A 24,413-nucleotide genomic window follows, 5' to 3' on the forward strand; every position below is an offset into this window, starting at 1 on the left:
CCGTAACCTACAGATTGTGCCGGCGCGCGGCATCGGTCAATGTGCAGATATGATCGACCCGCTCCTCATTCTCATCGCCGCCGTCTTCCTGATCGCCGGATTCGTCAAGGGCGTGGTCGGGCTCGGCCTGCCGACGGTGTCCATGGGCCTGCTCGCGGTGAGCATGGCGCCCAGCCGCGCGATCGCCATCGTGATCGTGCCCGCCATCGTCACCAACATCTGGCAGACTTTCGTCGGCCCCCATCTGCGCGACATCCTGAGGCGGCTGTGGCCGCTGATGATCGGCACCGTGATCGGGTGCTGGCTCAATGCCGGCGCGCTCACCGGCCCGCATGCGCGCTACGGCACGATCGTGCTCGGCGTACTCCTGGTCATCTACGCGATCATCGGCCTGAACAAATTCCAGTTCCGCGTCGCGCCACGGAACGAGAAATGGGTCGGCGGCGTGGTCGGCGTGGTCACCGGCGTGATCTCGGCCTCGACCGGCGTGCAGGTGATCCCCTCGATGCCGTTCATGCAGGCGATCGGCATGGAGAAGGACGAGCTGGTGCAGGCGCTCGGCGTGTTCTTCACGACAGCGACACTGGCGCTCGCCTTCAACCTCACCGCGGGCGGATTGCTGACGCCGGCCAATGCGGTGCCGGGCGCCGTGGGCATGGCCTGCGCCTTTGCCGGCATGTTCATCGGCCAGTCGGTGCGGGCGCGGATGCCGGCGGAAGCGTTTCGCCGCTGGTTCCTGATCGCGATGGTCCTGCTCGGCCTTTATCTCGCCGGCAGCGCGCTGCTGAAGGAATTCGCGTAAGAGAAGTTACCGCGTCTCCAGCATGGCGACGCGGATGCCGAGATAGATGAAGAGGCTGCCGAGGGCACGGTTGACCCAGGCGACCGCGCCCTCGGAGGTCCGCAAGCGGTGGGCGGCCTTTGCCGCGAACGCCGCCAGCACCAGGCACCACAGCGTTCCCGTGCAGATGAAGATCAGGCCAAGCGTCAGGAAGGCGAGCGGCTTGTGCGCCGAGTCGGCTGCGACGAATTGCGGCAGGAAGGCCAGGAAGAACAGCGCGACCTTGGGATTGAGCGCGTTGGTGAAGACGCCTTGGAGGAAAACCCGCCGCAGCGAGCTCCGCACCGGCTCGTCGATGGCTGCGGCCGGCACCGGGCGCGACCACAGCATCTGAAGCCCGATGACGACGAGATAGGCCGCTCCGACCAGCTTCAGGATCGAGAACGCGGTCGATGAGGCCATCAGCAGGGCCGAAAGGCCGATCGCCGCGCCCGCGACATGGAAAAAGCAGCCGCAACTGATGCCCAGCGCAGCCGCGGCACCACCTCGCCAGCCCATCTGCATGCTGCGGCCGATCACATAGACCGTATCAGGCCCCGGCGTGATGTTGAGCAGCACGCCCGACAGGACGAAGAGCCAGATTTCGTGAATGCCCAGCATGTGTGACGTGCCTCCGACGCCCAACCGTCGCCCTCAGAGGTCGGCTTAATGGGTTCGCTCGTCCCCGTCCACCGCCGGGATTGCTGAGGATTTACCTTGAATTTGCAATGCGGATCATACTTTCGCTCGGCCTCATCTGCTCTATAAAGGAAGGGTTCTTGAAATGCGGGATTCGAGGCAACTGCCACGCCGTGGCCGGTTCTCGATCCCTTCCAAGTCTCTTGCTAGTCTCTTGGAGCCCCGGAATATGGAAAGACGTCTGGCCGCCATCGTCTGCGCCGATGTCGCCGGCTATTCGCGCATGATGGGCACTGATGAGGCCGGCACCCATGCCGCCTTCAAGGCCCATCGTAGCGCGATCCACCCCATCATCCTCAATCACGGCGGCCGCGTCGTGAAGAACACCGGCGACGGCTTCCTGCTGGAATTCCCCTCGATCGTCGGCGCCACCGAGGCCGCGATCGCGATGCAGACGCTGATGGCGGAGCGCAATCACCATCTGCCCGCCGATCGCGCCATGCAGTTCCGCCTCGGCATCCACATGGGTGACGTCATCGCCGACGAGGACGAGGTCTTCGGTGACGATGTCAACATTGCCGTCCGCCTGGAGTCGGTAGCGAGTCCCGGCGGCTTCGCGATCTCGGCCAAGGCCTACAGGGAGGCGTGCAAGCATCTCACCGTGCCGCTGGTCGATGCCGGCAACCACCGCTTCAAGAACATCAAGGATCCGATCGGGGTCTGGACCTGGACGCCCGAGGGCGCACCGGCGCTTGCGCCCGCGCTGAGGGAGGCGTCCGCCCTCTCGCAGCAGTACCGCACAGCGATCGTCGGCGTGCTGCCCTTCGCCAATCTCAGCGACGCCCAGGACGAGTATTTCTCCGACGGCCTGACCGAGGATTTGATCCACGCGCTGTCGCTGCAATCCTTCTATCGCGTGCTGAGCCGCAACTCGACCTTCGTGTTCAAGGGCAACAACGTCAGCACCCGCCTGATCGCGCGGGAGATCGACGCCACCTATCTGATCCAGGGTTCGGTGCGGCGCGCCGGAGCCAAGATCCGTGTCACCGCCGAGCTGGTCGCGCCGGAGACCGGCGAGCAGCTCTGGACCGGCCGCTACGACCGCGACATCGGCGATCTCTTCGCGATGCAGGACGAGATCACCACCAACCTGTCCGCCGCCATCGCCACCGAGATCGTCCGGGCCGAGGCCTCGGCGCCGGCGCGGCTCTCGACCGACGTGACCGCCTGGGACCGCTTCCTCAAAGGGCTGTCGCACTATTATCGGCAAACCAAGGAAGACCTGGCCACGGCCGTCGACCTGTTCCGGGAGGCCATCAGGCTCGAGCCCAAGCTGTCGATTGCACACGCCTATCTCGCCACGATCCAGATCCAGAGCATCCACTTCGGTTGGGTCAAGGGCACGCGCGAGATGTGGGCCGAGGCGATGAAGCTTGCCGAAACCAGCGTCCGGCTCGATCCGCGCTCGTCATTTGCGTTCTCGATCCTGTCCTGGACCCACGCGCTGGAGGGACATTACGAGGCCGCGATGGACGCCGCCAAGCGCGCGGTCGCGCTCAACCCCTACGACAACGGCGCGCGCGGCGTGCTGGGCATCTGCCATTTCGTCATCGGCGAGCACCGCGAAGCGATCGAGCTGTTCTCAATGGCCGCACAGCGCGACAACAGCGATCCGCGCTACCAATGGGCCGCGCTGAACGCCTTCAGCCACTATCTGCTGGGCCAATATGACGCGACCCTGTCATGGGCCCGAGAACAGCTCTACGTCAACCCGAACCATTTGCAGGCGCTGGCGATCCGCGCCGCGGCGCTGGCGCAATTGGGACGGGCCGGCGAGGCGATCGAGGCGACCCGCGTGCTCATGGGCAACTACCCGACCCTGAATGTCGACCGTCATTTGCGCAATTTCCACTGGAAGCGGCCCGAGGACCTCGCCCATTACCGCGACGGACTTTTGAATGCGGGTGTGCCGCTCGCCAAGCTGACCCTGGTCCAGAGCGACGTCAAACGCGTCGCCGAATCCTGAAGTCCGGCCGCGGCCACGCGGCAATTTCCCCTCTGCCTTTCTTGACACGACAGTGAATTCCGCCACACTTCGCTACACGCTGAAGTAGTATAACGTGCTGTCGGTTTGTTAGGACTTTCCGCGCTCTATCGCCGCGTCTGTATTTCACGATTCGCCGTTTTCAGGATTTTGGGCCATGCATGACTCCGCTTCGAAGCCCCCCTTCGACCCCTCGATCCAGGTCTCGCCGAACAATCCCTGTCCATTCCTGCGCGGCCTCGTCGGCGAAGGTTTTGTTGATGGCGGCACCGTCCCGCTCAACACGCTGTCGCAGACCATCGCGAATGCGAGCGGCGAGACCGGGCTGAAAAAGGTGTCGGCCCGCATCCAGGTCCGCGGCATTGCCACCATCGCCAACGGCTTCAGCCATATCCTGAAGAGCATCTGGTCCGGTCCTCAGCTCGATGCACTGCGCGGCGGCCCCCTCGACAAGCTCGGCGCCGGTTCGCGCATTCTCGGCGTCGACGGCAAGGTCAACGAGGACGAGATCGCGCGCCTGCAGAGCTTCGGCCGGACCTACACCGATCCGGACACCGGCAGCAGCGAGCCCGGCATCAACGCCGCCGAAATCAAGACCTTCATGCACGAGAACCTCAAGCGCGCGGGCAGCGCCGCGCGCTGGTACTACCCGCTGCTGATGCAGTTCGAGTGGCCCATCGTGCTGAAGATCATCGGCAAGGGCACGGGCAAGGATCGCTATCTCAGCATCGCAGACGTGCGCACGCTGTTCAACGAGCGCCAATTCCCTGACCGTATCAACCAGCGGATCGTGTCGCAGCCGCTGCTGTCAGCCTGCGCGCTCAGGTTTCGCTGGGCGCTCGGAATCATCGCGTTCCTGTTCGCCGCCGGTCTCCTCGCCCTGGTCGCGGTCGCCGAATTCCCCGATCAGGTCCGCGCCATGCTGCCGCAGAAGGGAATCGTCGCGCAGGTGCTGCCGCCGCCTCTGCCAAAACTCCCGGAGACGACGGCAGCCTTCTGGCTCGAGCAGAACTGGTCGCTGGAGGACCGGTACTGGTTTCACCACACCAGCCAGGGCACCGCGACCTTTCCGGTGCCCTACACCTGGTTCATGGCGCTGGAGCAGCCTCGTCTTCGCCTGTTCTCACGCCCCGGCCTGGTGAAGGACAGCGCCTATCTCGAGCGCTTCGGCTTCATCCCGAGCCCGCAATCCATCAAGACCGACGCAACCACGTTGCGAAGCTTCGGCTTTGCCAATGTCTACGACACGACCAAGCCGCCGAGTGTGTCGACCGATTGGACGCCGGTCGAGAATGTCGACGGCCTTCCGGTCGGCTTCGCGCGGATGACGGGCGTCGTCGATCCCGCGACCGGCCGGCGCGAGGAAGACAAGATCGGGCTGACCTGCGCCGCCTGCCACACCGGGCACGTTCGCTACAAGGGCGTGGACGTACGCTTCGACGGCGGCCCGGCCATGACCGATTTGAAAAAGCTCGAAAGCGTGACCGGGCTCTCGATCGCCTACACGCTTTACGTGCCGTTCCGCTTCAAGCGGTTCGCCGACCGCGTGCTCGGCCCCGATGCGAGCGACGCCGATCGCAATGCGCTCAAGCAGAGCCTCAAGGCGACCCTCACATTCCTGCTCGACTGGCAAAAGGGTTATGACAAGACGATCGCCGGCAAGAAGACCTGGGACGGCAAGTGGCAAAAGGACACGGAAGAAGGCTTCGGCCGTCTCGATGCGCTCAATCGCATCGGCAACCAGGTGTTCTCGCAGGATTTCGCGCTCAGCGGGGTCAAGGGATTCGAGAAGAACCTGCATGCCCAGGACGCGCCGGTCAGCTTTCCTCCGATCTGGACCGTGCCGTGGCTCAAATTCGCGCAGTATGACGCCTCGATCGAACAGCCGTTGATCCGCAACGCCGGCGAGGCCCTCGGCGTGACGGCGCTGTTCAACCTGTCCGACGCCTATCCCAAGGACAGGCTCTATCGGTCCTCGACCGATGTCACCAATCTGCACTGGATCGAGAGCCTGCTGGCAGGCCCCAATCCCTACGCGCAGAAGAAGCTCGGCGGACTGACCTCGCCGAAATGGCCTTCGCAAATCCTCGGCGACGACTGGAAGATCAATCCGGACCGCGTCAAGAGCGGCCGCAAGCTCTACGCAAAGATATGCGTGGAGTGCCACCTCGGTCCCGTCAACGATCCCGAGTTCGACAAGGAGTTTCCGCAGGAGAGCGTGTGGTCGTCGCCGCGCTGGGAGCGCATCGGCGACGAGATGGTGCTCAACCCGATCCAGAAGAGCGTCACGGGCATGGGGACGGATTCCGCCCAGGCCAAGGTTTTGGAGAAGCGGACGGTCTCGGTGCCGGGCTTCCTCGACCTGGATCCGACACGCATCCTCAAGGACCAGTGGAAATGCACCAACCTGCCGGCCGCGACCTCGACTGAAATGCCCTACTCGGTCGGGCTGATGGCGATCGTCGACATCGTCGGCCGCAAGGCGATGAATGACGCTCAAATCCCGCCCGACGAGCAGAAGCGTTGGTGGGGCGAGCGCGCCAATTGTCCCAATCCCGGGCCGCAACCGCCGGATCCCAATGAGCCCGGCCCCTGGTATCGCGCGCGCCCGCTCAACGGCGTCTGGGCCACCGCGCCCTATCTCCACAACGGCTCGGTGCCCTCGCTGGACTGGATGCTGCGGCCTGCATCCGAACGGCCGAAGAAATTCTGCATGGGTAGCCGCGACTACGATCCGACATTGGTCGGCTTCGCCGTCGTCGAGGGCGAGCGCTGCAAGACCGGAGAAACGCAGTTCTCGACCACCTGGCCCGACGGCACCGAGATCAACGGCAACAGCAATCTCGGTCATTCGTTCGAAGGCAAGGGGCCGCCCTACAAGAAGGGCGTCGTCGGCCGCCAGCTGGAAGACGAAGAGCGCAAGGACCTGATCGAGTACCTGAAGACGCTGTGAGCTGCCGGTTCACCTCGCCGCTCTCGTCCGCCGAAGCCTCAGCGAAGGCGGATGCGGGCGGAGGCAGGAATGCATCCACGCCGCAATGACGAAGAATGAGAATCTCTCCGCGAGTCTAGCTGCTAGCGAAGCGAGGGGGCATATCCCGCCTCCTCACTTGAACAGCGGCGTGCCCGGCACGAAGGCGTCGAAGGCTGCCCAGAATTGGGAACGGTAGCGGTCCTGCTCCTGGAGAATCTCGTGCTTGGCGCCGGCGATCACGAGATGGGAGCCGGCGCGCAAATGATAGGCGAACTCCTCGATCGCCGCGGTCGAGACCACGGTGTCGCTGGAGGCCGCCAGCATCAGGATCGGCTGACGGATCTCGGACGGGTAGTTCTTGCCCCTGAAGGTGTTCATCGCGCGGAAGGCGGTATCGGCCCAGGCGACCGTCGGTGACGCGAGCCCGAGGGTCGGATCCTCCTCCAGGATCGCGGCATTGCGCGCATAGCGCACGGGATCGCTGGTCAGCGGATTGTTGATGAAGGGATTGAGCCCGGTGATCTGGTCGGTGCCGCCGGGAACATAGCTGCCGCCCATCCCCAACACGCGCATCGTCTTCAGCAGCGTCCGCGCCGGAAACGAGGTGGCACGGCCCGGCAGGTCGATCATCGGCGCAGACAGCACCATGCGGTCGAACCAGCGCTTGCCCGCATGCGCCACCCGCAGCATCACGGTGCCGCCCATGGAGTGGGCGAGCGCGAAGAAGGGCGGCGGGCAATCCGGCAGCACCACCTGCTGCACGAAGGTCTCGACGTCGATCTCGAAATCGGCGAAGTCGCGGACATAGCCCTTGCGCGGATCGCGCAGGCGGCGCGAGGAGTGGCCCTGCCCGCGCCAGTCGATCATGGCCACCGCAAAGCCGCGATCGCGCAGGTCGCGCACGGTCTCGAAATATTTCTCGATCTGCTCGCTGCGTCCCGTGAAGACGCAGACCGTGCCCTTGCGGTTCGCCGGCGGCGCCCAGCGCGCAAAGCGCAGCTCGACGCCATCAGGGGTCTTGATGGTACCGCTGACGACGTCTTCGGGAACGGGATTGGACGGTATCGAGACCAGCGTCATGATTGGAAGTGCTTGGGCGCAAAGTGCTGCAAATCAGGGGGCGGGAGCGCCGAAAAGGCGCTGCTTCCGCCCTCTTGAACGCCGTTCCCCTGAACCCATATCACCATGGTGCAGGCCGCTACCAGTGTTTCGGATCCGGAACATCAGGCTGCACACAGACTAAAGCCCGGCCCGATAGGCGGGCGGGTTACCAACAGTCGCTCAATGGAGGACTTGACCATGCGTACGTACGACCTCACCCCCTTCTATCGTTCCACCGTCGGCTTCGACCGCCTCTTCAGCCTGCTCGACCAGGCCGGTTCGGACGGCAGCCCGGGTTATCCCCCCTATAATATCGAGCGTACTGGCGAGAACGACTACCGCATCACCGTTGCGGTTTCGGGCTTTGCCAAGGATGAGCTCTCCATCGTCGCGAAGGAAAACACGCTGACGATCAAGGGCGAGAAAGTCGCCAACGAGAACTCGAAGGCCGAAGTGCTCTACCGCGGCATCGCCGCGCGTGCCTTCGAGCGTGCGTTCCAGCTTGCCGACTTCGTGCAGGTGAAGAACGCCTCGCTCGAGAACGGGCTGCTTCACGTCGACCTCGTGCGCGAGATTCCCGAGGCGAAGAAGCCGCGCCAGATCGCGATCAACACCGGTGCGCAAGGCGCACAGGTGATCGAGAACTCGGTAGCCGCGTAAATCACGTCCGCCACTTCCAGGTTGCGAAAACGCCCCGGTGCCCCGGGGCGTTTTTTCTCGCTGTCGTCCTGGCTTTCGCCAGGACGACACCTTTAGTTTGGATCGTTTTTGCACCGCATCACAGAGCGGTGAAATGGCGTAACACCGCCGCCCCGCGCCTCGTCTTTTGGATACCGAACCCAAAACAAGACGGAGCACGATCATGACTTTCTGGCGCAGCCTTTTCGTCGCCGCGGGCCTGCTGGCGGCCCCTCTCAGCCTTGCTCACGCGCAGACGCCGCCGACCGTGAAGGCCAAGAACGTCGTGCTGGTGCACGGCGCCTGGGCCGACGGCTCGAGCTGGTCGGAGGTGATCCCGATCCTCCAGGCCGCGGGCCTGCACGTGACGGCCGTGCAAAATCCGCTGTCGTCGCTTGCGGACTCCGTCGAGGCGACCAGGCGCGTGCTGGCCGAACAGGATGGTCCGACGGTGCTGGTCGCGCATTCCTGGGGCGGCACCGTGATCAGCGAGGTCGGCACCGACCCGAAGGTCAGCGGCCTCGTCTATGTCGCCGCACGTGCGCCCGATGCCAACGAGGATTTTGTCGCGCTGTCGAAGCAGTTTCCGGCGGGACCGGCACGCGCCGGCGTCGTCGAGCGCGACGGTTACACCAAGCTCTCGGAAGACGCCTTCCTGAAGTATTTTGCCAATGGCGTTAAGCCGGAGCAGGCCAAGGAGCTTTACGCCGTGCAATGGCCGACGGCCGCCTCGATCTTCGCCGGTCGCACCACGGAGGCGGCATGGCATTCCAAGCCGAGCTGGTACGCGGTGTCGAAGAACGACTACACCATCAATCCCGATCTCGAGCGCTTCCTCGCCAAGCGCATGAACGCAACCACGATCGAGCTCGATGCCGGCCACCTCTCGCTGGTGTCGCACCCGAAGGAAGTGGCGAATTTGATCCTGGAAGCGGCGGGGTACGGGCGAAGTTGAGCAGCGATTGCCCCATGAAAAAAGCGCCCGAAATTTTCGGGCGCTTTTTTGTTTTGCTCAACTCGCTCCCCGCCGTCGTCCTGGCAAAAGCCAGGACCCATTACCCCAGGGAGGAGTTTGGCGAAGACCCGTCGTCCGGTACTCGCACCGACTGCCGCCGATAGACCTCGCGGTATGGGTCCTGGCCTTCGCCAGGACGACACCGAAAATGTGGTGAGCGCAGTCGCATCACGCGAGCAGCTTGCTAATCCAGCCCCTGCGCGGCCGGCATATCCTGGGTCGGCAGGATCGCCGCCGCCGGTTTGGCTTGACCGACGGTGGGTGCCGCGGCTTGCGCTGCGACCTCGGCGGGCTTTGCCTGCACGGCGGCCGCCTGCTGCGCCTGGGCCTGCTGCGTCGCAGGCTCGGCCGGCTTGGCGGCGGCGACGGGCGCCTCGCCGCGCGGCGGGGCGGCCTTGGGAAGCGGTACGGAGCGGCTGGCGACATGCGGGATCGGGGCCGGCGGGCGCGGCGGGCCGCTGCGGACTAATGTCGGTGGCGGCAGCGCGCTTTGCGGGCGATAAGGCGCAACAGCAGGCTCCTCGTAGCCGGGCGCCATGCCGTACGCATCCCTGGTTGGCATGAAGCGCAAAACTCTTCCGTCGCGGGCATCGATCACCAGCCGACCGTCCTCGCCGCGGCGGTCGATCACCGCGATGGTGTAGACGCTGCCGCGCAGGCGCGGGATGCCCAGCGGAGAGAAGCCGTTTTCGCGCAGCACCGCGTAGACCTCGATCGATGGCAGCAGCACTGGGGCCGGCCCGCGTTCTTCATAGCCATAGCCATAGCCGTAGCCTTGGCCGTAACGCGGCGGCGGTGGCGGCGCGGCGTCCGATGGCGCATAGGGTCCGTCGAAATCCGACACCGCAATAGCGGCCCCGCTCCCGATACCGTTCGCCGGAACTTGCGCAAAAACCTGCGCTTGAGCCGCGGTCGCAGCCAGCACCAGCGTGGCCGCGGCCACACATCCTGTGAAAAACTTCATGGTCGAGACGCTCCTGTCAGGCTCCCGATTGGCTCGCGCTCTTTCGCTTCTGGCGGCGTGACGCGACTTCCGAAGGGGCCATCCGAAGCTTCATTCGCGATTTCGGCGTCCACAGGGCCGGATCAGGGCGCGTTTGCTTCAAAACCGGGGCCGCGCAACTTTCGGAAAGCGATTGATTGACATATCGGGAATCGGGACTTGCACGCGCTTGTGTGATAGACAAAAATTTGGCAAGGTGATGGTTAGGACAGGAAGACTGTCTCAATTTCGCTTGCGGTTCCGGCATAGGGATTGCAACGAAAGTCGGTGCTCTCGAGCGCCAAGAAGGCAACAGGCAAAGCCGTTCTCGGGGACGAAGAACGCCTTGGCCTGAATTTAAGAAAATGCGGCTCGCTAGCGGACGAGCGGTGACCCAGAAGCGGGTGCCGCGGGACGCCCAAGGTGCGCCGAAGATGGCGGTGAGGCAGCTTGCCGCATGGAGAGGACGAGGACATGAACGGGTCGCAAGTCGAGCGCGGAAACATCGTGGCAGAACAACTGTCGGCGACGGTCGCCTCGAAAACGACCGATCCGATTCAGGAACACAATTCACGCCCGCCGGCCGTAGGCCTCTACGATCCGAGCCTGGAAAAGGATTCCTGCGGCGTCGGCTTCATCGCCAACATCAGGGGCAAAAAATCGCACGAGATCGTTGCGGACGCGCTCAGCATCCTCTGCAACCTCGAGCATCGCGGCGCCGTCGGCGCCGACCCGCGCGCCGGTGACGGCGCCGGCATTCTGGTGCAGATCCCGCATGCTTTCTTCAGCCGCAAGACGAAAGAGCTCGGCTTCGCGCTGCCCAATCCGGGCGAATACGCCATCGGCGCGCTGTTCATGCCGCGCGACACCGCTTGGCGCAACGTCATCAAGAGCATCATCGCCGACCAGATCAAGGAAGAAGGCCTGACGCTGCTCGGCTGGCGCGACGTGCCGACTGACAATTCCTCGCTCGGCGTCACCGTGAAGCCGACCGAGCCCGCCTGCATGCAGGTGTTCATCGGCCGCAACGGCACCGCCAAGACCGAGGACGATTTCGAGCGCCGGCTCTACATCCTGCGCAAGTCGATCTCGCAGGCGATCTATCAGCGCCGCGACCGCGGCCTCGCCGGCTATTATCCGTGCTCGATGTCCTGCCGCACCGTGATCTACAAGGGCATGTTCCTCGCCGACCAGCTCGGCAAGTACTATCCCGATTTGCACGAGAAGGATTTCGAGAGCGCGCTGGCGCTTGTTCACCAGCGTTTCTCGACCAACACCTTCCCGGCGTGGTCGCTGGCGCATCCCTACCGCATGATCGCGCATAACGGCGAGATCAACACGCTGCGCGGCAACACCAACTGGATGGCGGCGCGCCAGGCCTCGGTGAGCTCCGAGCTGTACGGCAAGGACATCAACCGGCTCTGGCCGATCTCCTACGAAGGCCAGTCGGACACCGCCTGCTTCGACAACGCGCTCGAATTCCTGGTGCAGGGCGGCTACTCGCTGCCGCACGCCGTCATGATGATGATTCCGGAGGCGTGGGCCGGCAATCCCTTGATGGATGAGAAGCGCCGCGCCTTCTACGAATATCATGCAGCCCTGATGGAGCCGTGGGACGGCCCCGCCGCGATCGCCTTCACCGACGGCCGCCAGATCGGTGCCACGCTCGACCGCAACGGCCTTCGGCCCGCGCGCTATCTTGTCACCAAGGACGACCGCATCGTGATGGCGTCCGAGATGGGCGTGCTGACGATTCCCGAGGACCAGATCATCACCAAGTGGCGCTTGCAGCCCGGCAAGATGCTGCTGGTCGACCTCGAGCAGGGCCGCCTCATCCCCGACGACGAGATCAAGGCCGAGCTCGCCAGGAGCCATCCCTACACGGAGTGGCTGGAGCGGACCCAGATCGTGCTGGAAGAGCTGCCGAAGGTGCCGACCACCGGCGTACGCTCCAACCTGTCGCTGCTCGATCGCCAGCAGGCGTTCGGCTACAGCCAGGAAGACATCACCATCCTGATGACGCCGATGGCCTCCACCGGCGAGGAAGCCGCAGGCTCGATGGGCAACGACACGCCGATCTCGGCGCTGTCGGACAAGGCCAAGCCGCTGTTCACCTACTTCAAGCAGAACTTTGCGCAGGTCACCAACCCGCCGATCGACCCGATCCGCGAGGAGCTGGTGATGAGCCTCGTCTCCATCATCGGACCGCGGCCGAACCTGTTCGACCTGCAAGGCCTTGCCACCACCAAGCGCCTCGAAGCGCGCCAGCCGATCCTGACCGACGCGGACCTCGAGAAGATCCGCTCGATCTCCGACGTCGCTGAGTCGCACTTCAAGTCGCGCACGCTGGACACCACTTTCCACGCCGGCCTCGGCGCGGCCGGCATGGACCAGGTGCTGGATGAGCTCTGCGCGCGCGCCGAGAGCGCGGTGCGCGAGGGCGTCAACATCATCATCCTGTCCGACCGCATGGTCGGCACCGACCGGGTTCCGATCCCGTCGCTGCTCGCCTGCGCCGCCGTGCATCATCATCTTATCCGCACGGGATTGCGCACCTCGGTCGGCCTCGTCGTAGAATCCGGCGAGCCGCGCGAAGTGCATCACTTCGCCTGTCTGGCCGGCTACGGCGCGGAAGCGATCAATCCGTATCTGGCGTTCGAGACCATCATCGCGATGAAGGACCGCCTGCCCGGCTCGCTCGACGACTACGAGATCGTCAAGCGCTACATCAAGTCGATCGGCAAGGGCCTGCTCAAGGTGATGTCCAAGATGGGCATCTCGACCTACCAGTCCTATTGCGGCGCGCAGATCTTCGACGCCGTCGGCCTGAAGGCTGATTTCGTCGCGAAGTTCTTCGCCGGCACGCACACCCGCGTCGAAGGCGTCGGTCTTGGCGAGATCGCCGAAGAGGCGGTGCGCCGCCACGCCGACGCGTTCGGCGACGCTCTCGTCTACAAGACCTCGCTCGATGTCGGCGGCGAATACGCCTATCGCAGCCGCGGCGAGGACCATGCATGGACCGCCGAGTCGGTGGGGCTGCTCCAGCACGCCGCCCGCGGCAATTCGCTGGAACGCTACCGCGCTTTCGCGAAGATCCTCAACGAGCAGTCGGAGCGTCTCCTGACGCTGCGCGGCCTGTTCCGGATCAAGAGCGCGGACGAAGAGAAGCGCAAGCCGGTGCCACTCGACCAGGTCGAGTCGGCCAAGGACATCGTCAGGCGTTTCGCCACCGGCGCGATGAGCTTCGGCTCGATCTCGCGCGAGGCGCACACCACGCTGGCGATCGCCATGAACCGGATCGGCGGCAAGTCGAACACCGGCGAAGGCGGCGAGGAATCCGACCGCTTCAAGCCGCTGCCGAATGGCGACAGCATGCGCTCGGCGATCAAGCAGGTCGCGTCGGGCCGCTTCGGCGTCACCACGGAGTATCTCGTCAACTCCGACATGATGCAGATCAAGATGGCGCAGGGCGCAAAGCCCGGCGAAGGCGGCCAGCTGCCCGGCCACAAGGTCGACGCGACCATCGCAAAAGTCCGGCATTCGACGCCGGGCGTCGGCCTGATCTCGCCGCCGCCGCATCACGACATCTACTCGATCGAGGATCTGGCGCAGCTCATCTACGACCTCAAGAACGTCAACCCGACGGGCGACGTCTCGGTCAAGCTCGTCTCGGAGATCGGCGTCGGCACGGTGGCCGCGGGCGTCGCCAAGGCGCGTGCCGACCATGTCACCATCGCGGGCTTCGAGGGCGGCACCGGCGCTTCGCCGCTGACCTCGATCAAGCACGCCGGCTCACCGTGGGAGATCGGCCTCGCCGAAACCCACCAGACGCTGGTGCGCGAGCGGCTGCGCAGCCGCATCGTGGTCCAGGTCGACGGCGGTTTCCGCACCGGGCGTGACGTCGTGATCGGCGCGCTGCTCGGCGCCGACGAGTTCGGCTTCGCCACCGCGCCCTTGATCGCAGCCGGCTGCATCATGATGCGCAAGTGCCATCTCAACACCTGCCCGGTCGGCGTCGCGACCCAGGACCCGGTCCTGCGCAAGCGCTTCACCGGCCAGCCCGAGCATGTGATCAACTACTTCTTCTTCGTCGCCGAGGAAGTCCGCGAGATCATGGCCTCGCTCGGCTTCCGCAGCTTCAACGAGATGATCGGCCAGGTGCAGCTGCTCGACCAGACCAAGCTGGTCGCGCACTGGAAGGCCAAGGGGCTCGACTTCTCAAAACTGTTCGTCAAGCAGAAGGAAGAGAAGGGCCAGAAGATCTATCACTCCGAGCGCCAGAACCATCATCTGGAAGCGGTGCTCGATCGCACGCTGATCGAGCAGGCGACGCCTGCGCTCGACCGGGGTGCGCCGGTGAAGATCGAGGCCAAGATCAACAGCACCAATCGCTCCGCGGGCGCTATGCTGTCGGGTGCGATCGCCAAGATCTACGGCCATGCCGGCCTGCCGCATGAGACCATCCATGTCAGCCTCAAGGGCACCGCCGGCCAGGCCTTCGGTGCGTGGCTGGCGCAAGGCGTCACCTTCGAGCTCGAAGGCGAAGCCAACGACTATGTCGGCAAGGGCCTTTCGGGCGGCAAGATCATCGTCAAGCCGCCGGCCAACAGCGCCATCGTGCCGGAAGAGAGCATCATCGTCGGCAACACCGTGATGTACGGCGCCATTCAAGGCGAGTGCTACTTCCGCGGCATCGCCGGCGAGCGTTTTGCCGTGCGCAATTCCGGTGCCGTGGCGGTGGTCGAGGGCGCGGGCGACCATTGCTGCGAATACATGACCGGCGGCATCGTGGTCGTGCTCGGCAAGACCGGGCGCAACTTCGCGGCCGGCATGTCCGGCGGCATCGCCTATGTGCTGGACGAGACCGGCGATTTCGAGAAGCTGTGCAACATGGCGATGGTCGAGCTCGAGCCGGTGCTGTCGGAAGAGCTGATCAACGCCGGCACCTATCACCACTCCGGTGACCTCGAGGCGCATGGCCGGGTCGACGTGTTCAAGGACCTGCTCGCCTCCGACGTCGAGCGGCTGCACGTCCTGATCACGCGTCATGCCAAGGCGACCGGCTCCAGGCGCGCCGCCGAGATCCTGGCCAACTGGAAAGACTGGCTGCCCAAATTCCGCAAGGTGATGCCGGTCGAGTACCGGCGCGCGCTGCGCGAAATGGCAGCCAACGCGGACGCCGAGCCGAAAATCGCGATCGGGGCTTGAGCATCACACCCCGTCATTGCGAGCGTAGCGAAGCAACCCAGACTTTCTCCTCTGATGCGGACTGGATTGCTTCGTCGCTTCGCTCCTCGCAATGACGACGAGAAAGAAACAGAACGAATTTAAGCGGCAGGGACTTCGGGTTTAATGGGCAAGATCACGGGTTTTCTCGAAATCGAACGGCATGACCGCAAGTACACCCCGGCTGCCGAGCGTGTGAAGCATTACAGCGAGTTCGTCGTTCCCTTGTCCGAGAAGGAAACGCGCGACCAGGCCGCGCGCTGCATGAACTGCGGCATTCCCTATTGCCACGGCACCGGCTCGGTCGCGCCCGGCACGCCGGGCTGCCCGGTCAACAACCAGATCCCGGACTGGAACGACCTCGTCTACCAGGGCAACTGGGAAGAGGCCTCGCGCAATCTGCACTCGACCAACAATTTCCCGGAGTTCACGGGACGCATCTGCCCGGCGCCGTGTGAAGCCTCCTGCACGCTCAACATCGACGACAACCCCGTCACCATCAAGACCATCGAATGCGCGATCGTCGACCGCGCCTGGGATAATGGCTGGCTAAAGCCGGAAGTGGCGGCCGTGAAGACCGGCAAGAAGGTCGCGGTGATCGGCTCGGGTCCGGCCGGCATGGCCTGCGCGCAGCAGCTCGCGCGCGCCGGGCACGACGTGCATCTGTTCGAAAAGTTCGCCAAGGCCGGCGGACTGCTGCGTTACGGCATCCCCGACTTCAAGATGGAGAAGGGCGTCATCGACCGTCGCGTCAGGCAGATGGAAGGCGAAGGCGTCACCTTCCGCTACAACAGCCATGTCGGTGTCGACGGCAATATCGATCCGCGCGAGATGCTCAACGAGTACGATGCCGTGGCACTGACCGGTGGTGCGGAAGCCCCGCGCGACCTGCCGATCCCCGGCCGCGATCTTGGCGGCATCCACTACGCCATGGACTTCCTGCCGCAGCAGAACCGCCGCGTCTCCAGCGAGCCGCTGAATGGCGTCCAGGAGATTTTGGCCGGCGGCAAGCATGTCGTCGTCATCGGCGGCGGCGACACCGGATCCGACTGCATCGGCACCTCGCTGCGCCAGGGCGCGCTCTCCGTGACCCAGCTCGAGATCATGCCCGCTCCGCCGGAGCACGAGAACAAGGGACTGACCTGGCCGAACTGGCCGCTGAAGATGCGGACGTCCTCGAGCCAGGCCGAAGGCGCGATCCGCGAATTCGCCGTGCTGACGCAGAAGTTTTCGGGCGAGAACGGCCAGGTCAAGAAGCTGCACTGCGTCCGCGTCGACGACAAGTTCAAGCCGATTGCCGGCACCGAGTTCGAGCTCGATGCCAACCTCGTCCTGCTCGCGATGGGCTTCGTCCATCCCGTGCACGAGGGCCTGCTCAAGACGCTCTCGGTTGAGCTCGACCCGCGCGGCAACGTCAAGGCCAACACACTCGACTACCAGACCTCGCGCCCGAACGTGTTCACGGCCGGCGACATGCGCCGTGGCCAATCGCTGGTGGTCTGGGCCATCCGCGAGGGCCGGCTGTGTGCGCGGTCGATCGATACGTTCCTGATGGGGAAGACGGATCTGCCGCGGTAATTGCTTGGCTCGCTGCCAGATTTACAAAACGGTGCCATCGCCCGCGAAAGCGGGCGATCCAGTATTCCGAGACAGTTGTGATCTACTGAGAAGCCGCGGCGTACTGGATGCCCCGCCTTCGCGGGGCATGACAGCGGAGTGGGTGGCGAGGGCGGCGGGCCTCAGCCCAAGACGTGCGGAAAGTGCTGTGCGTCCCACTCGTCAAGCCGGAACAGCACCTTACCGTATTCGAGAAGCTTGTCGTTCGGTCGATAGGGACGCGTCGAAACTTCAACGTCCGATGCTACTTCACTTGGCATTAAGTGAAAATGTTCGTTGGTCTCACTCAGGGCGAGCAGTTTTTTGACGAGAAGGTCGCGGCCTTCGGGATTGAGCCATAGCTCGAATTCACCGACCGAATTGATGTCTAAAGTAATTCGAGCTGCCACGGCGGCCTCCCTCAATTCTGCAGCCTCACCCCTAGCATCACCACCGTGCCCTGCGAGCTTGACCCCGCCTGGTTCGAATCCAGAATGTCGTGGCGGAGCGTGCCCTTGATCCAGATGTTGCGGTTGAGCTTGTAGATCAGATTGCTTTCGAACGAGTAGGTCTTGTCGTTGCGATTCTGGCCCTGGTAGTCGTAGGTGCCGTAGGTGAACTTGCCCACTGCCGTAAGCCAGCGGCGGAAATCGTGATCGACTTCGGCGGCGTAGGTGTGCACCAGCACGCCGGACGAGCCGGGGATGGTGGTCTCGGCGATCTGCGTGTCGGTGGCGAATTTCACCGTGGTCAGGCCGCTCGCATTCCAGATCAGCGAGCCCGAGGTGAGGAAGCCAGCGAGCTGGCTGAGGCGCGGGTCGACGTAGTTGCGCGCGGAATAGCCGACCGAGACCTCGCCGGTGAGGATGCGCGAGAACTCGAAGGACGAGCCGACCTTGGCGTAGCCGCCGTTTGAATCGCGGAAGAAGCCGTTGCGGTCCGCCGCCTGGTCGTGGACGCGGGTGTCGCCCTGGATTTCGACGAACGGCTTCAGGCCCGGCTTGAGCTCGTAGGAGAAGCGCCCCACGCCGCCATACTGGTTGAAGTCGCGGTCGTCGTTGCTAAAGGTCGAGCCGTCGGTGAGCTTGGAGTTGGTGTAGGCGGTGCGATCCACCGTGGCGCCGGCCGCGACCTGGAAGCGGTTGAAGGTCTGGTCGAAGCCGACCGTCGTGCCATAGGTGGCGTAAACAGGATATTTCTGCAGACCGGCCTGCACGTTCGGGCTGCCGGGATTGTCGGTGGCGAGCCGCAGGCGCAGCTGCGTGGTCAGCTTGAGATCGCGATTGACGTCGATGCGGCCGTCGACATGGCCGTTGAAGTCGGGGCGGTCAACCTCGACCGGCGAAGGCGAGGCAAAGCCGTCGATCGTCGCCGGCATGTTGTTGGTGTAGCCCGAGAACGAGCCGCGCAGATCGGCGACCAGCGCGTGGCGCTCCCAGTCAGACGCCACGACGAGATCGGGCGCGACCACATAGGCCGGCGAGCCGACCGGCTTGTTCAGACGCGCCGGATTGGTGTCGTAACCGGTCGAGAGCTCGAGCCCGCCCTTGATCAGGAAGCTGCCGGCATAGTCGCCGACCGCGCCGAACGAATCCTCGTCGAGCTTGAGGCGGCGGCGCAGCGGCTGGCCGGGCACGTTGCCGGCCATCGCCGGCGGCACCGGTGTCTTGTGCGCGGTCTCGGAGGGCGGCGGCGCGATGCGCGGCGGGCCGAGCGTCCGCTCCGGCGTTGCCGGCGGCACCGGCGAGCCGGGTCCGACAGGGCGCTTCGGCTTCGGCTGTCCGGGATAAAACTTTGGCTGCTGTCGCTTGCGGTTGAGCGAATCGTAGCCGGAGGCGCTGGCGCCATTGGCGGCGGGCAGGCCGTAGATCGGGACCTTGTTGGTCGGGTTTTGGTTGGTCGGGTTTTGGCTGATCGGGTTTTGGCCTGGGCGCGCCGGCGTCTGCTGGCGCTTGCGCAAATCGGCATTGGGATCGGGCAGCGTCGGCAGTGCATCCGACGGTGCCTGCGGCACGCCCGCGGTGCGGCGCGTCGGCAGCGTGTCGGGCGAGGCGAACCCGCCGCGGTTGGGACTGAACAGGTCGGGAGTGAGGCTCTGGGCGGCCGCGGGGGCGCTTCCGAGGACCGTCAGCGCAAAGCACGGCAAAGCTGCGCGCAGGAAATGCGCGCGTTTGCTCCGGCTCGTGCCTGGAGACGACCCCACGATGGAAGAACTCCAACGAAATCAAATACTTTCGCGATTGTCCCCGCCGACTGGCGGGAACCATCGTTAATGGAGTTAAAACAATTATGGTTAACGACCGGTTGAGGGCTGGGGCGGCCTCGTCGCATGGAAGGCCGTGGCGTGCTAAGCAGGCGCCAACGGGCGAACGCCCCTCCTCCCTGGACCAGAACATGCCGAGTTCGAAACCGCTGATGACCCAATCATCCGGCCCCATTCCCGACAGCGTCGAATCCGCACTCCGCACGCTGGAGACGGAGAGCGGCGGCATCAATGCGCTCGCCGCCGCCCTGCGCGGCCCGCTGGGCCCGAGCTTCGCCAAGGCGGTCGATCTGATCCGCAACGCGAAGGGCCGCGTCATCGTCACCGGGCTCGGCAAGTCGGGCCATATGGGCCGCAAGATCGCGGCGACGCTGGCCTCGACCGGCACGCCCGCCTTCTTCGTGCATACCGCCGAAGCCGCCCATGGCGACCTCGGCATGATCACCACCGACGACGTCATCATGGCACTGTCCTGGTCCGGCGAGCAGCCGGAGATGAAGACCCTCGTGAACTATTCCGCGCGGTTCGCGATCCCGATGATCGCGGTGACGTCGAACGCGGCATCCTCGCTTGGACAAGCGGCCGACATCGTGATCGAGCTGCCGAAGGCGCGCGAGGCCTGCCCGCACAATCTGGCGCCGACCACCTCGACCCTGATGCAGGCCGCGATCGGCGATGCGCTCGCGATCGCGCTGCTCGAAGGCCGCGGCTTCACCGCGCTCGAGTTCGCGCATTTCCACCCCGGCGGCAAGCTTGGCGCGATGCTGAAATTCGTCCGCGACTACATGCGCACCGGCGCGGAGATCCCCCTCAAGCCGCTCGGCACCAAGATGTCGGACGCGGTGATGGAGATGTCCGCCAAGGGTTTGGGGTGCGTCTGCATCGTCAACGATGCGAACGAGGCTGTCGGCATCATCACCGACGGCGATCTGCGCCGCCACATGCGGCCGGACCTGCTGACGGCGTCGGTCGACGACATCATGACCAGGCAGCCGAAGACCGTGCCGCCCTCGATGCTGGCCACCGAGATGATCGAGGTGCTGAACACCCGCAAGATCACGACGCTGGTCGTGACCGAGGCGGACAAGGTGGTGGGCATCGTGCATCTGCACGATCTGCTGCGGGCGGGCGTGGCTTAGCGCGTCCTCTCTCCTCCGTCATTGCGAGCGCAGCGAAGCAATCCAGATTGTCACCGCGGAGACAGCCTGGATTGCTTCGTCGCAAGAGCTCCTCGCAATGACGTGTGGTTAGAGCTGCGGAAATCTCGCCGCCGTCTGCTCCAGCGGCAGCCGCAGCCCGTTCGCCAGATACGACACCGTGCGGTAGAAGCCGCACAGCAGCATGATCTCCAGGATCTGCGCCTCGTCGTAATGCGCCGACAGCGCGGCGAACTCCGCGTCGTCAAACGTCGCGCGGTGATGCAGCGCGTCGACGGCGGCGATCAGCGCCTGCTCGGCCGGCGACCAGCAAGACGACGCCGCATCGCCCTGTACGGTCGCACGCACCTCAGCCTCGCTGAGCCGCGCCGGCGCGGCGAAGGTCGCGACGTGCACGCCCCATTCATATTCGCATTTGTTCAGCGCGCAGGTGCGGTCGATGACGATCTCGCGCTGGCGCAACGACAGCGGGCCGGGATCGAGCAGGCCGCCGGCGCGAAACTTGTCCCAGGCGCGAGTATGGCCCGCCATCACCCGGAACAGCAGCAGCGGCGGCGCGCCGCGCATGATGCGGTCGAACTGCGCCTGGATCTCCGGGGGATAAAGCGGGGTGAGCGGGGCAATGCGCGGTGAAGCCTCGGACATTGGCCGTCTCTCTTGCTACATTTACTGTAGCAACATGCTACACTATTTGTAGCGACACGCAAGAGGGCGACGATGGCGAAACAGACCTCCTCCAGATCGCGCAGCGTCCGTGGCTCGCGCACCGGGCGGCCGATCATGGCGCTGCTTGACCTGCTGGGGCGACGCTGGGCCTTACGGATCCTGTGGGAATTGCGCGATGCCCCCCTCACCTCGCGCGGCTTGCGCACCGCCTGCGACGAGGCCTCGCCGACGGTGCTGCAGGCGCGGCTGAGCGAGCTGCGTGAAGCGGGGTTCGTGGAGCTGGGCGAAGCTGGCGGTTACGGGCTGACGGCGCTCGGACGGGAATTGTGCGAGACGTTCATGCCGCTGCACCGGTTTGCGGAGCGGTGGAAGAGGTAGCGTTAGTCGTAGCTCCGCGCTCCAATCTTCCTTCTCCCCTTGTGGGAGAAGGTGGCGCGAAGCGCCGGATGAGGGGTTTGTCTCCGCAAACTCAGCTCAGCGTTGGAGGCGAGATACCCCTCACCCGTCTCGCCGCTGCGCGGCGAGCCACCCTCCCCACAAGGGGGGAGGGAAGAAAGAATCACGCCGCCGCCACGGTCAGATTCGCACCGTCCACCTGCACCACTTTCACCCGCGTCCCCGCCGGCGTATCGGGCCCAGCGACGCGCCAGACCGTGTCGCCGATGCGCATGGTGCCGTTGCCGTCGACGATCGGCTTCTCCAGCGTGAACTCGCGGCCGAGCAGCGCATCCGCGCGCTTGTTGAGGAACGGGCTGGCGCTCGCATCCCCCTTCGACCGCGCGAGCCGGCGCCACACCGGCACGGCGGCGGCGGCGAACACTGCGAACATCACGAGCTGGATCTGCCAGGACATGGCGAACGCGAACGAGATCAGGCCGACCAGCAACGCGGCGAGCCCGAGCCAGAACAGGAAGATTCCCGGCGCCAGCACCTCCAGCGCCATCAGCATGAAGCCGAATATCAGCCAGTTCCAGGTGCCCAGCGATACCAACATGTCGGTCATGACACGACCTCTTTCTTACCCCTGCCGCGGCGGCACTGCCGGCGGCGTCGGGCTGGACGACGGCACCGAGCCGCGGCGGGCAGCGGCGGCCGCGGACGCCGCGCTTTCGCCGAACGTCGCCTTGGCAATCTCGCCGATGCCGGCGAGCGAGCCGAGCATGCTGGTGGCTTCGATCGGCAGCATGATGATCTTCTGGTTCGGCGAGTCCGCGAACTGGCCGAACGCCTTGATATACTTGTCGGCGATAAAATAGTTCAGCGCCGCGACGTCGCCCTTGGCGATGGCTTCACTGACCATCTGCGTCGCCTTGGCCTCGGCTTCCGCCGACCGCTCGCGTGCTTCGGCGTCGCGGAAGGCGGCCTCGCGGCGACCTTCCGCCTGGAGGATCTGGCCCTGCTTGGCACCCTCGGCGCGCAGGATCTCGGACTGGCGTGCACCTTCAGCCTGAAGGATGTCGGCGCGTTTGACGCGCTCGGCCTTCATCTGTCGGCCCATCGCCTCGACGAGGTCTGCCGGCGGCACGATGTCCTTGATCTCGATACGATTGACCTTGAGGCCCCAGGGCGAGACGGCGGCATCAACCACACGCAGCAGGCGCTCGTTGATTTCGTCCCGGTGCGACAACACCTGGTCGAGATCCATCGAGCCCATCACCGAACGGATGTTGGTCATGGTGAGCACGGTGACGGCCTGGGTCAGGTTGGAGACCTCGTAGCTCGCCTTGGCGGCGTCGAACACCTGAAAGAAGGCGACGCCGTCGACCGTCACGGTGGCGTTGTCCTTGGTGATCACCTCCTGCTCGGGAATGTCGATCACCTGCTCCATCATGTTGATCTTGCGCCCGACGCGATCGAAATAGGGCACGATCAGATTGAGCCCCGGGCTCAGCGTCTGGGTGTATTTGCCGAACCGCTCGATGGTCCAGTCATAGCCCTGCGGCACCGTTTTCACGCCGGCAACCAGCGTGACGATGACGAGCAAAACCAGCACAATCGCGAAAATGTCGAAACCGCTCATATTTCCTCCAAGGCGGGAAAAGGCCCTTTCCCGCGCTGTCATTGGTCGGGATCACAACCCCAAGGGTTCAGAAGGGTTCAGCGATGGGTTCAGCGGTCGTGCATAATCTCGGCATCGGCGTGATTCTACACAAGACGCCGGGAGAGGGAATGGCCGCGATTATGTATTTGCGAGGCGCTCTTGAAAGAGTGCAGGCGCAGACCTAGCGGCGAAAATTAACGAACCCAGCCATGCCGGCGGTCGCAGCCAAATCCTACTCGATGACCTCGTTCGCGGTTGCGAGCAGGCTTGGCGCAAGCGTGACGCCGATCGCCTTGGCCGTCTTCAAGTTGATCGCCAGCTCGAACGTGGTGGGATTCTGGACCGGCAGGTCGGCCGCTCGCGCACCCTTCAGGATGCGATCGATATAGGAGGCGGCGCGGCGGAGCTGCTCGGCGCTATCGGTGCTGTAGGACATCAAGCCGCCCTCGTCGACGAAGGTGCGGCTCCAGAACACCGCCGGCGCGCGCGCTTCACTGATCGCCGCCAGCAGATGCGCACGGTTGGACATGGTGAAGAAGTCCGGCAGCACCAGCAGGCCGCCGTCTTTCCGCGAAGCCAGGGCGGCGATCGAGGCCCTGTCATGGACCGGCGCGGGCTCCACCGTCACATGGAGCGCGCGGCCAGCGTCCTCGATCGTACGCAGCATCAGGGGCGCGAACGGCGCGGTGGCGGGATTGTAGACGACGAAGACACGGGACAGTTTTGGCGTGACCTGTGTCAGCATCTCCAGCCATTTACCGGCCAGCGGGCCGTCGTAATCGGTGAAGCCGGTGACATTGCCGCCGGGATGGGCGAGATTCTGGACAAAACCCTGGCTGACAGGATCGGTGACGACGGCGAAAACGATCGGGATCGTCGTCGTGCGCCGGCGCAGCTCCTCCACCGATGGCGTGCCGACCGCAAGCAGGATGTCGGGCTTGAGCGCCACGAGTTCGTCGGCGAGTTGCGCGATGCGCGCACGGTCGCCGCCGCCGTTACGCCAATCGATCTTGAGGTTGTCGCGCTCCTTCCAGCCATGGCCGGCAAGCGCCTCGACCAGGATCGCGCTACGCGTCTGCCCGATCGCATCGTCGGCCGCAGTGACCGAGAGCACGCCGAGCCGGCGCGTCGCGTTCGGTTGCTGCGCCAACACTGAGGCCGGCAGCGCCGCGGTCATCCCAAGAAGCGCCAGAACCTCGCGGCGATTCATG

18 protein-coding genes are annotated in these 24,413 nt (G+C 64.8%); 9 read left to right on the forward strand and 9 right to left on the reverse strand.

The features are described from left to right. Positions 1-49: 49 nt before the first annotated feature. Complete coding sequence (locus tag JQ591_RS15270; protein WP_211396819.1) at positions 50-802, forward strand: sulfite exporter TauE/SafE family protein; 753 nt, start codon at positions 50-52, stop codon at positions 800-802. Positions 803-808: 6 nt separating this feature from the next. Here JQ591_RS15270 and JQ591_RS15275 read toward each other — a convergent pair whose 3' ends face one another. After that, entirely contained in the window at positions 809-1,441 is a 633-nt protein-coding gene (locus tag JQ591_RS15275) for a LysE family translocator (protein WP_211396820.1), read from the reverse strand. Positions 1,442-1,688: 247 nt separating this feature from the next. Between JQ591_RS15275 and JQ591_RS15280 the strand changes: the two genes are divergently transcribed. Then, positions 1,689-3,485 carry an adenylate/guanylate cyclase domain-containing protein gene (locus tag JQ591_RS15280; RefSeq protein WP_211396821.1) on the forward strand — a complete coding sequence of 599 codons (1,797 nt, stop codon included), beginning with the start codon at positions 1,689-1,691 and terminating at the stop codon, positions 3,483-3,485. Positions 3,486-3,660: 175 nt separating this feature from the next. Continuing rightward, positions 3,661-6,456 carry a di-heme-cytochrome C peroxidase gene (locus JQ591_RS15285; RefSeq protein WP_211396822.1) on the forward strand — a complete coding sequence of 932 codons (2,796 nt, stop codon included), beginning with the start codon at positions 3,661-3,663 and terminating at the stop codon, positions 6,454-6,456. Positions 6,457-6,609: 153 nt separating this feature from the next. On the opposite strand, the gene JQ591_RS15290 is transcribed toward JQ591_RS15285, so the two are convergent. Beyond that, a complete protein-coding gene (locus tag JQ591_RS15290) occupies positions 6,610-7,557 on the reverse strand; it encodes an alpha/beta fold hydrolase (protein ID WP_211396823.1) in 948 nt (315 codons plus the stop codon). 219 nt (positions 7,558-7,776) lie between these two features. Here JQ591_RS15290 and JQ591_RS15295 point away from each other — a divergent pair, with 219 nt between their 5' ends. Both JQ591_RS15295 and JQ591_RS15300 read left to right on the forward strand, forming a co-directional pair. Then, the gene (locus JQ591_RS15295; protein ID WP_211396824.1) at positions 7,777-8,238 is read left to right on the forward strand and encodes an Hsp20 family protein; all 462 of its coding nucleotides are present in this window, start codon (positions 7,777-7,779) and stop codon (positions 8,236-8,238) included. Positions 8,239-8,440: 202 nt separating this feature from the next. Further along, positions 8,441-9,211 carry an alpha/beta fold hydrolase gene (locus tag JQ591_RS15300; RefSeq protein ID WP_211396825.1) on the forward strand — a complete coding sequence of 257 codons (771 nt, stop codon included), beginning with the start codon at positions 8,441-8,443 and terminating at the stop codon, positions 9,209-9,211. Positions 9,212-9,455: 244 nt separating this feature from the next. On the opposite strand, the gene JQ591_RS15305 is transcribed toward JQ591_RS15300, so the two are convergent. Continuing rightward, positions 9,456-10,235: a hypothetical protein gene (locus JQ591_RS15305; RefSeq protein ID WP_211396826.1), complete on the reverse strand. Its 780-nt coding sequence runs from the start codon at positions 10,233-10,235 to the stop codon at positions 9,456-9,458. 492 nt (positions 10,236-10,727) lie between these two features. Here JQ591_RS15305 and gltB point away from each other — a divergent pair, with 492 nt between their 5' ends. Both gltB and JQ591_RS15315 read left to right on the forward strand, forming a co-directional pair. After that, entirely contained in the window at positions 10,728-15,461 is a 4,734-nt protein-coding gene (gene gltB / locus JQ591_RS15310) for a glutamate synthase large subunit (protein WP_211396827.1), read from the forward strand. 144 nt (positions 15,462-15,605) lie between these two features. Continuing rightward, positions 15,606-17,057, forward strand: coding sequence for a glutamate synthase subunit beta (locus JQ591_RS15315; protein WP_211396828.1), 1,452 nt, complete (start codon positions 15,606-15,608; stop codon positions 17,055-17,057). Between the two features lie 161 nt (positions 17,058-17,218). Here JQ591_RS15315 and JQ591_RS15320 read toward each other — a convergent pair whose 3' ends face one another. Both JQ591_RS15320 and JQ591_RS15325 read right to left on the reverse strand, forming a co-directional pair. Continuing rightward, a complete protein-coding gene (locus tag JQ591_RS15320; protein ID WP_211396829.1) occupies positions 17,219-17,485 on the reverse strand; it encodes a hypothetical protein in 267 nt (88 codons plus the stop codon). Positions 17,486-17,496: 11 nt separating this feature from the next. Continuing rightward, positions 17,497-19,278: an outer membrane beta-barrel protein gene (locus JQ591_RS15325; protein WP_211396830.1), complete on the reverse strand. Its 1,782-nt coding sequence runs from the start codon at positions 19,276-19,278 to the stop codon at positions 17,497-17,499. A gap of 191 nt (positions 19,279-19,469) precedes the next feature. Here JQ591_RS15325 and JQ591_RS15330 point away from each other — a divergent pair, with 191 nt between their 5' ends. Further along, the gene (locus JQ591_RS15330) at positions 19,470-20,477 is read left to right on the forward strand and encodes a KpsF/GutQ family sugar-phosphate isomerase (RefSeq protein ID WP_211396831.1); all 1,008 of its coding nucleotides are present in this window, start codon (positions 19,470-19,472) and stop codon (positions 20,475-20,477) included. 108 nt (positions 20,478-20,585) lie between these two features. Here the strand turns inward: JQ591_RS15330 and JQ591_RS15335 are convergent, their stop codons facing one another. Beyond that, complete coding sequence (locus JQ591_RS15335; protein ID WP_211396832.1) at positions 20,586-21,140, reverse strand: carboxymuconolactone decarboxylase family protein; 555 nt, start codon at positions 21,138-21,140, stop codon at positions 20,586-20,588. A gap of 72 nt (positions 21,141-21,212) precedes the next feature. Here JQ591_RS15335 and JQ591_RS15340 point away from each other — a divergent pair, with 72 nt between their 5' ends. Continuing rightward, positions 21,213-21,539 (forward strand): winged helix-turn-helix transcriptional regulator, encoded by a 327-nt coding sequence (locus JQ591_RS15340; RefSeq protein ID WP_211396833.1) that lies wholly within the window; start codon positions 21,213-21,215, stop codon positions 21,537-21,539. 181 nt (positions 21,540-21,720) lie between these two features. On the opposite strand, the gene JQ591_RS15345 is transcribed toward JQ591_RS15340, so the two are convergent. The 3 genes from JQ591_RS15345 to JQ591_RS15355 all read right to left on the reverse strand — a co-directional run bounded on the left by JQ591_RS15345 (position 21,721) and on the right by JQ591_RS15355 (position 24,412). Further along, positions 21,721-22,164: an NfeD family protein gene (locus tag JQ591_RS15345; RefSeq protein WP_211396834.1), complete on the reverse strand. Its 444-nt coding sequence runs from the start codon at positions 22,162-22,164 to the stop codon at positions 21,721-21,723. 15 nt (positions 22,165-22,179) lie between these two features. Continuing rightward, positions 22,180-23,181, reverse strand: a complete 1,002-nt coding sequence (locus tag JQ591_RS15350; protein ID WP_211396835.1) for an SPFH domain-containing protein — start codon at positions 23,179-23,181, stop codon at positions 22,180-22,182. 253 nt (positions 23,182-23,434) lie between these two features. Continuing rightward, positions 23,435-24,412: an ABC transporter substrate-binding protein gene (locus JQ591_RS15355; RefSeq protein WP_211396836.1), complete on the reverse strand. Its 978-nt coding sequence runs from the start codon at positions 24,410-24,412 to the stop codon at positions 23,435-23,437. Between the last annotated feature and the right edge of the window lies 1 nt (position 24,413).

This window comes from Bradyrhizobium canariense (assembly GCF_018130465.1).
In the GTDB taxonomy this organism is placed as follows: Bacteria; Pseudomonadota; Alphaproteobacteria; order Rhizobiales; family Xanthobacteraceae; genus Bradyrhizobium; species Bradyrhizobium canariense_C.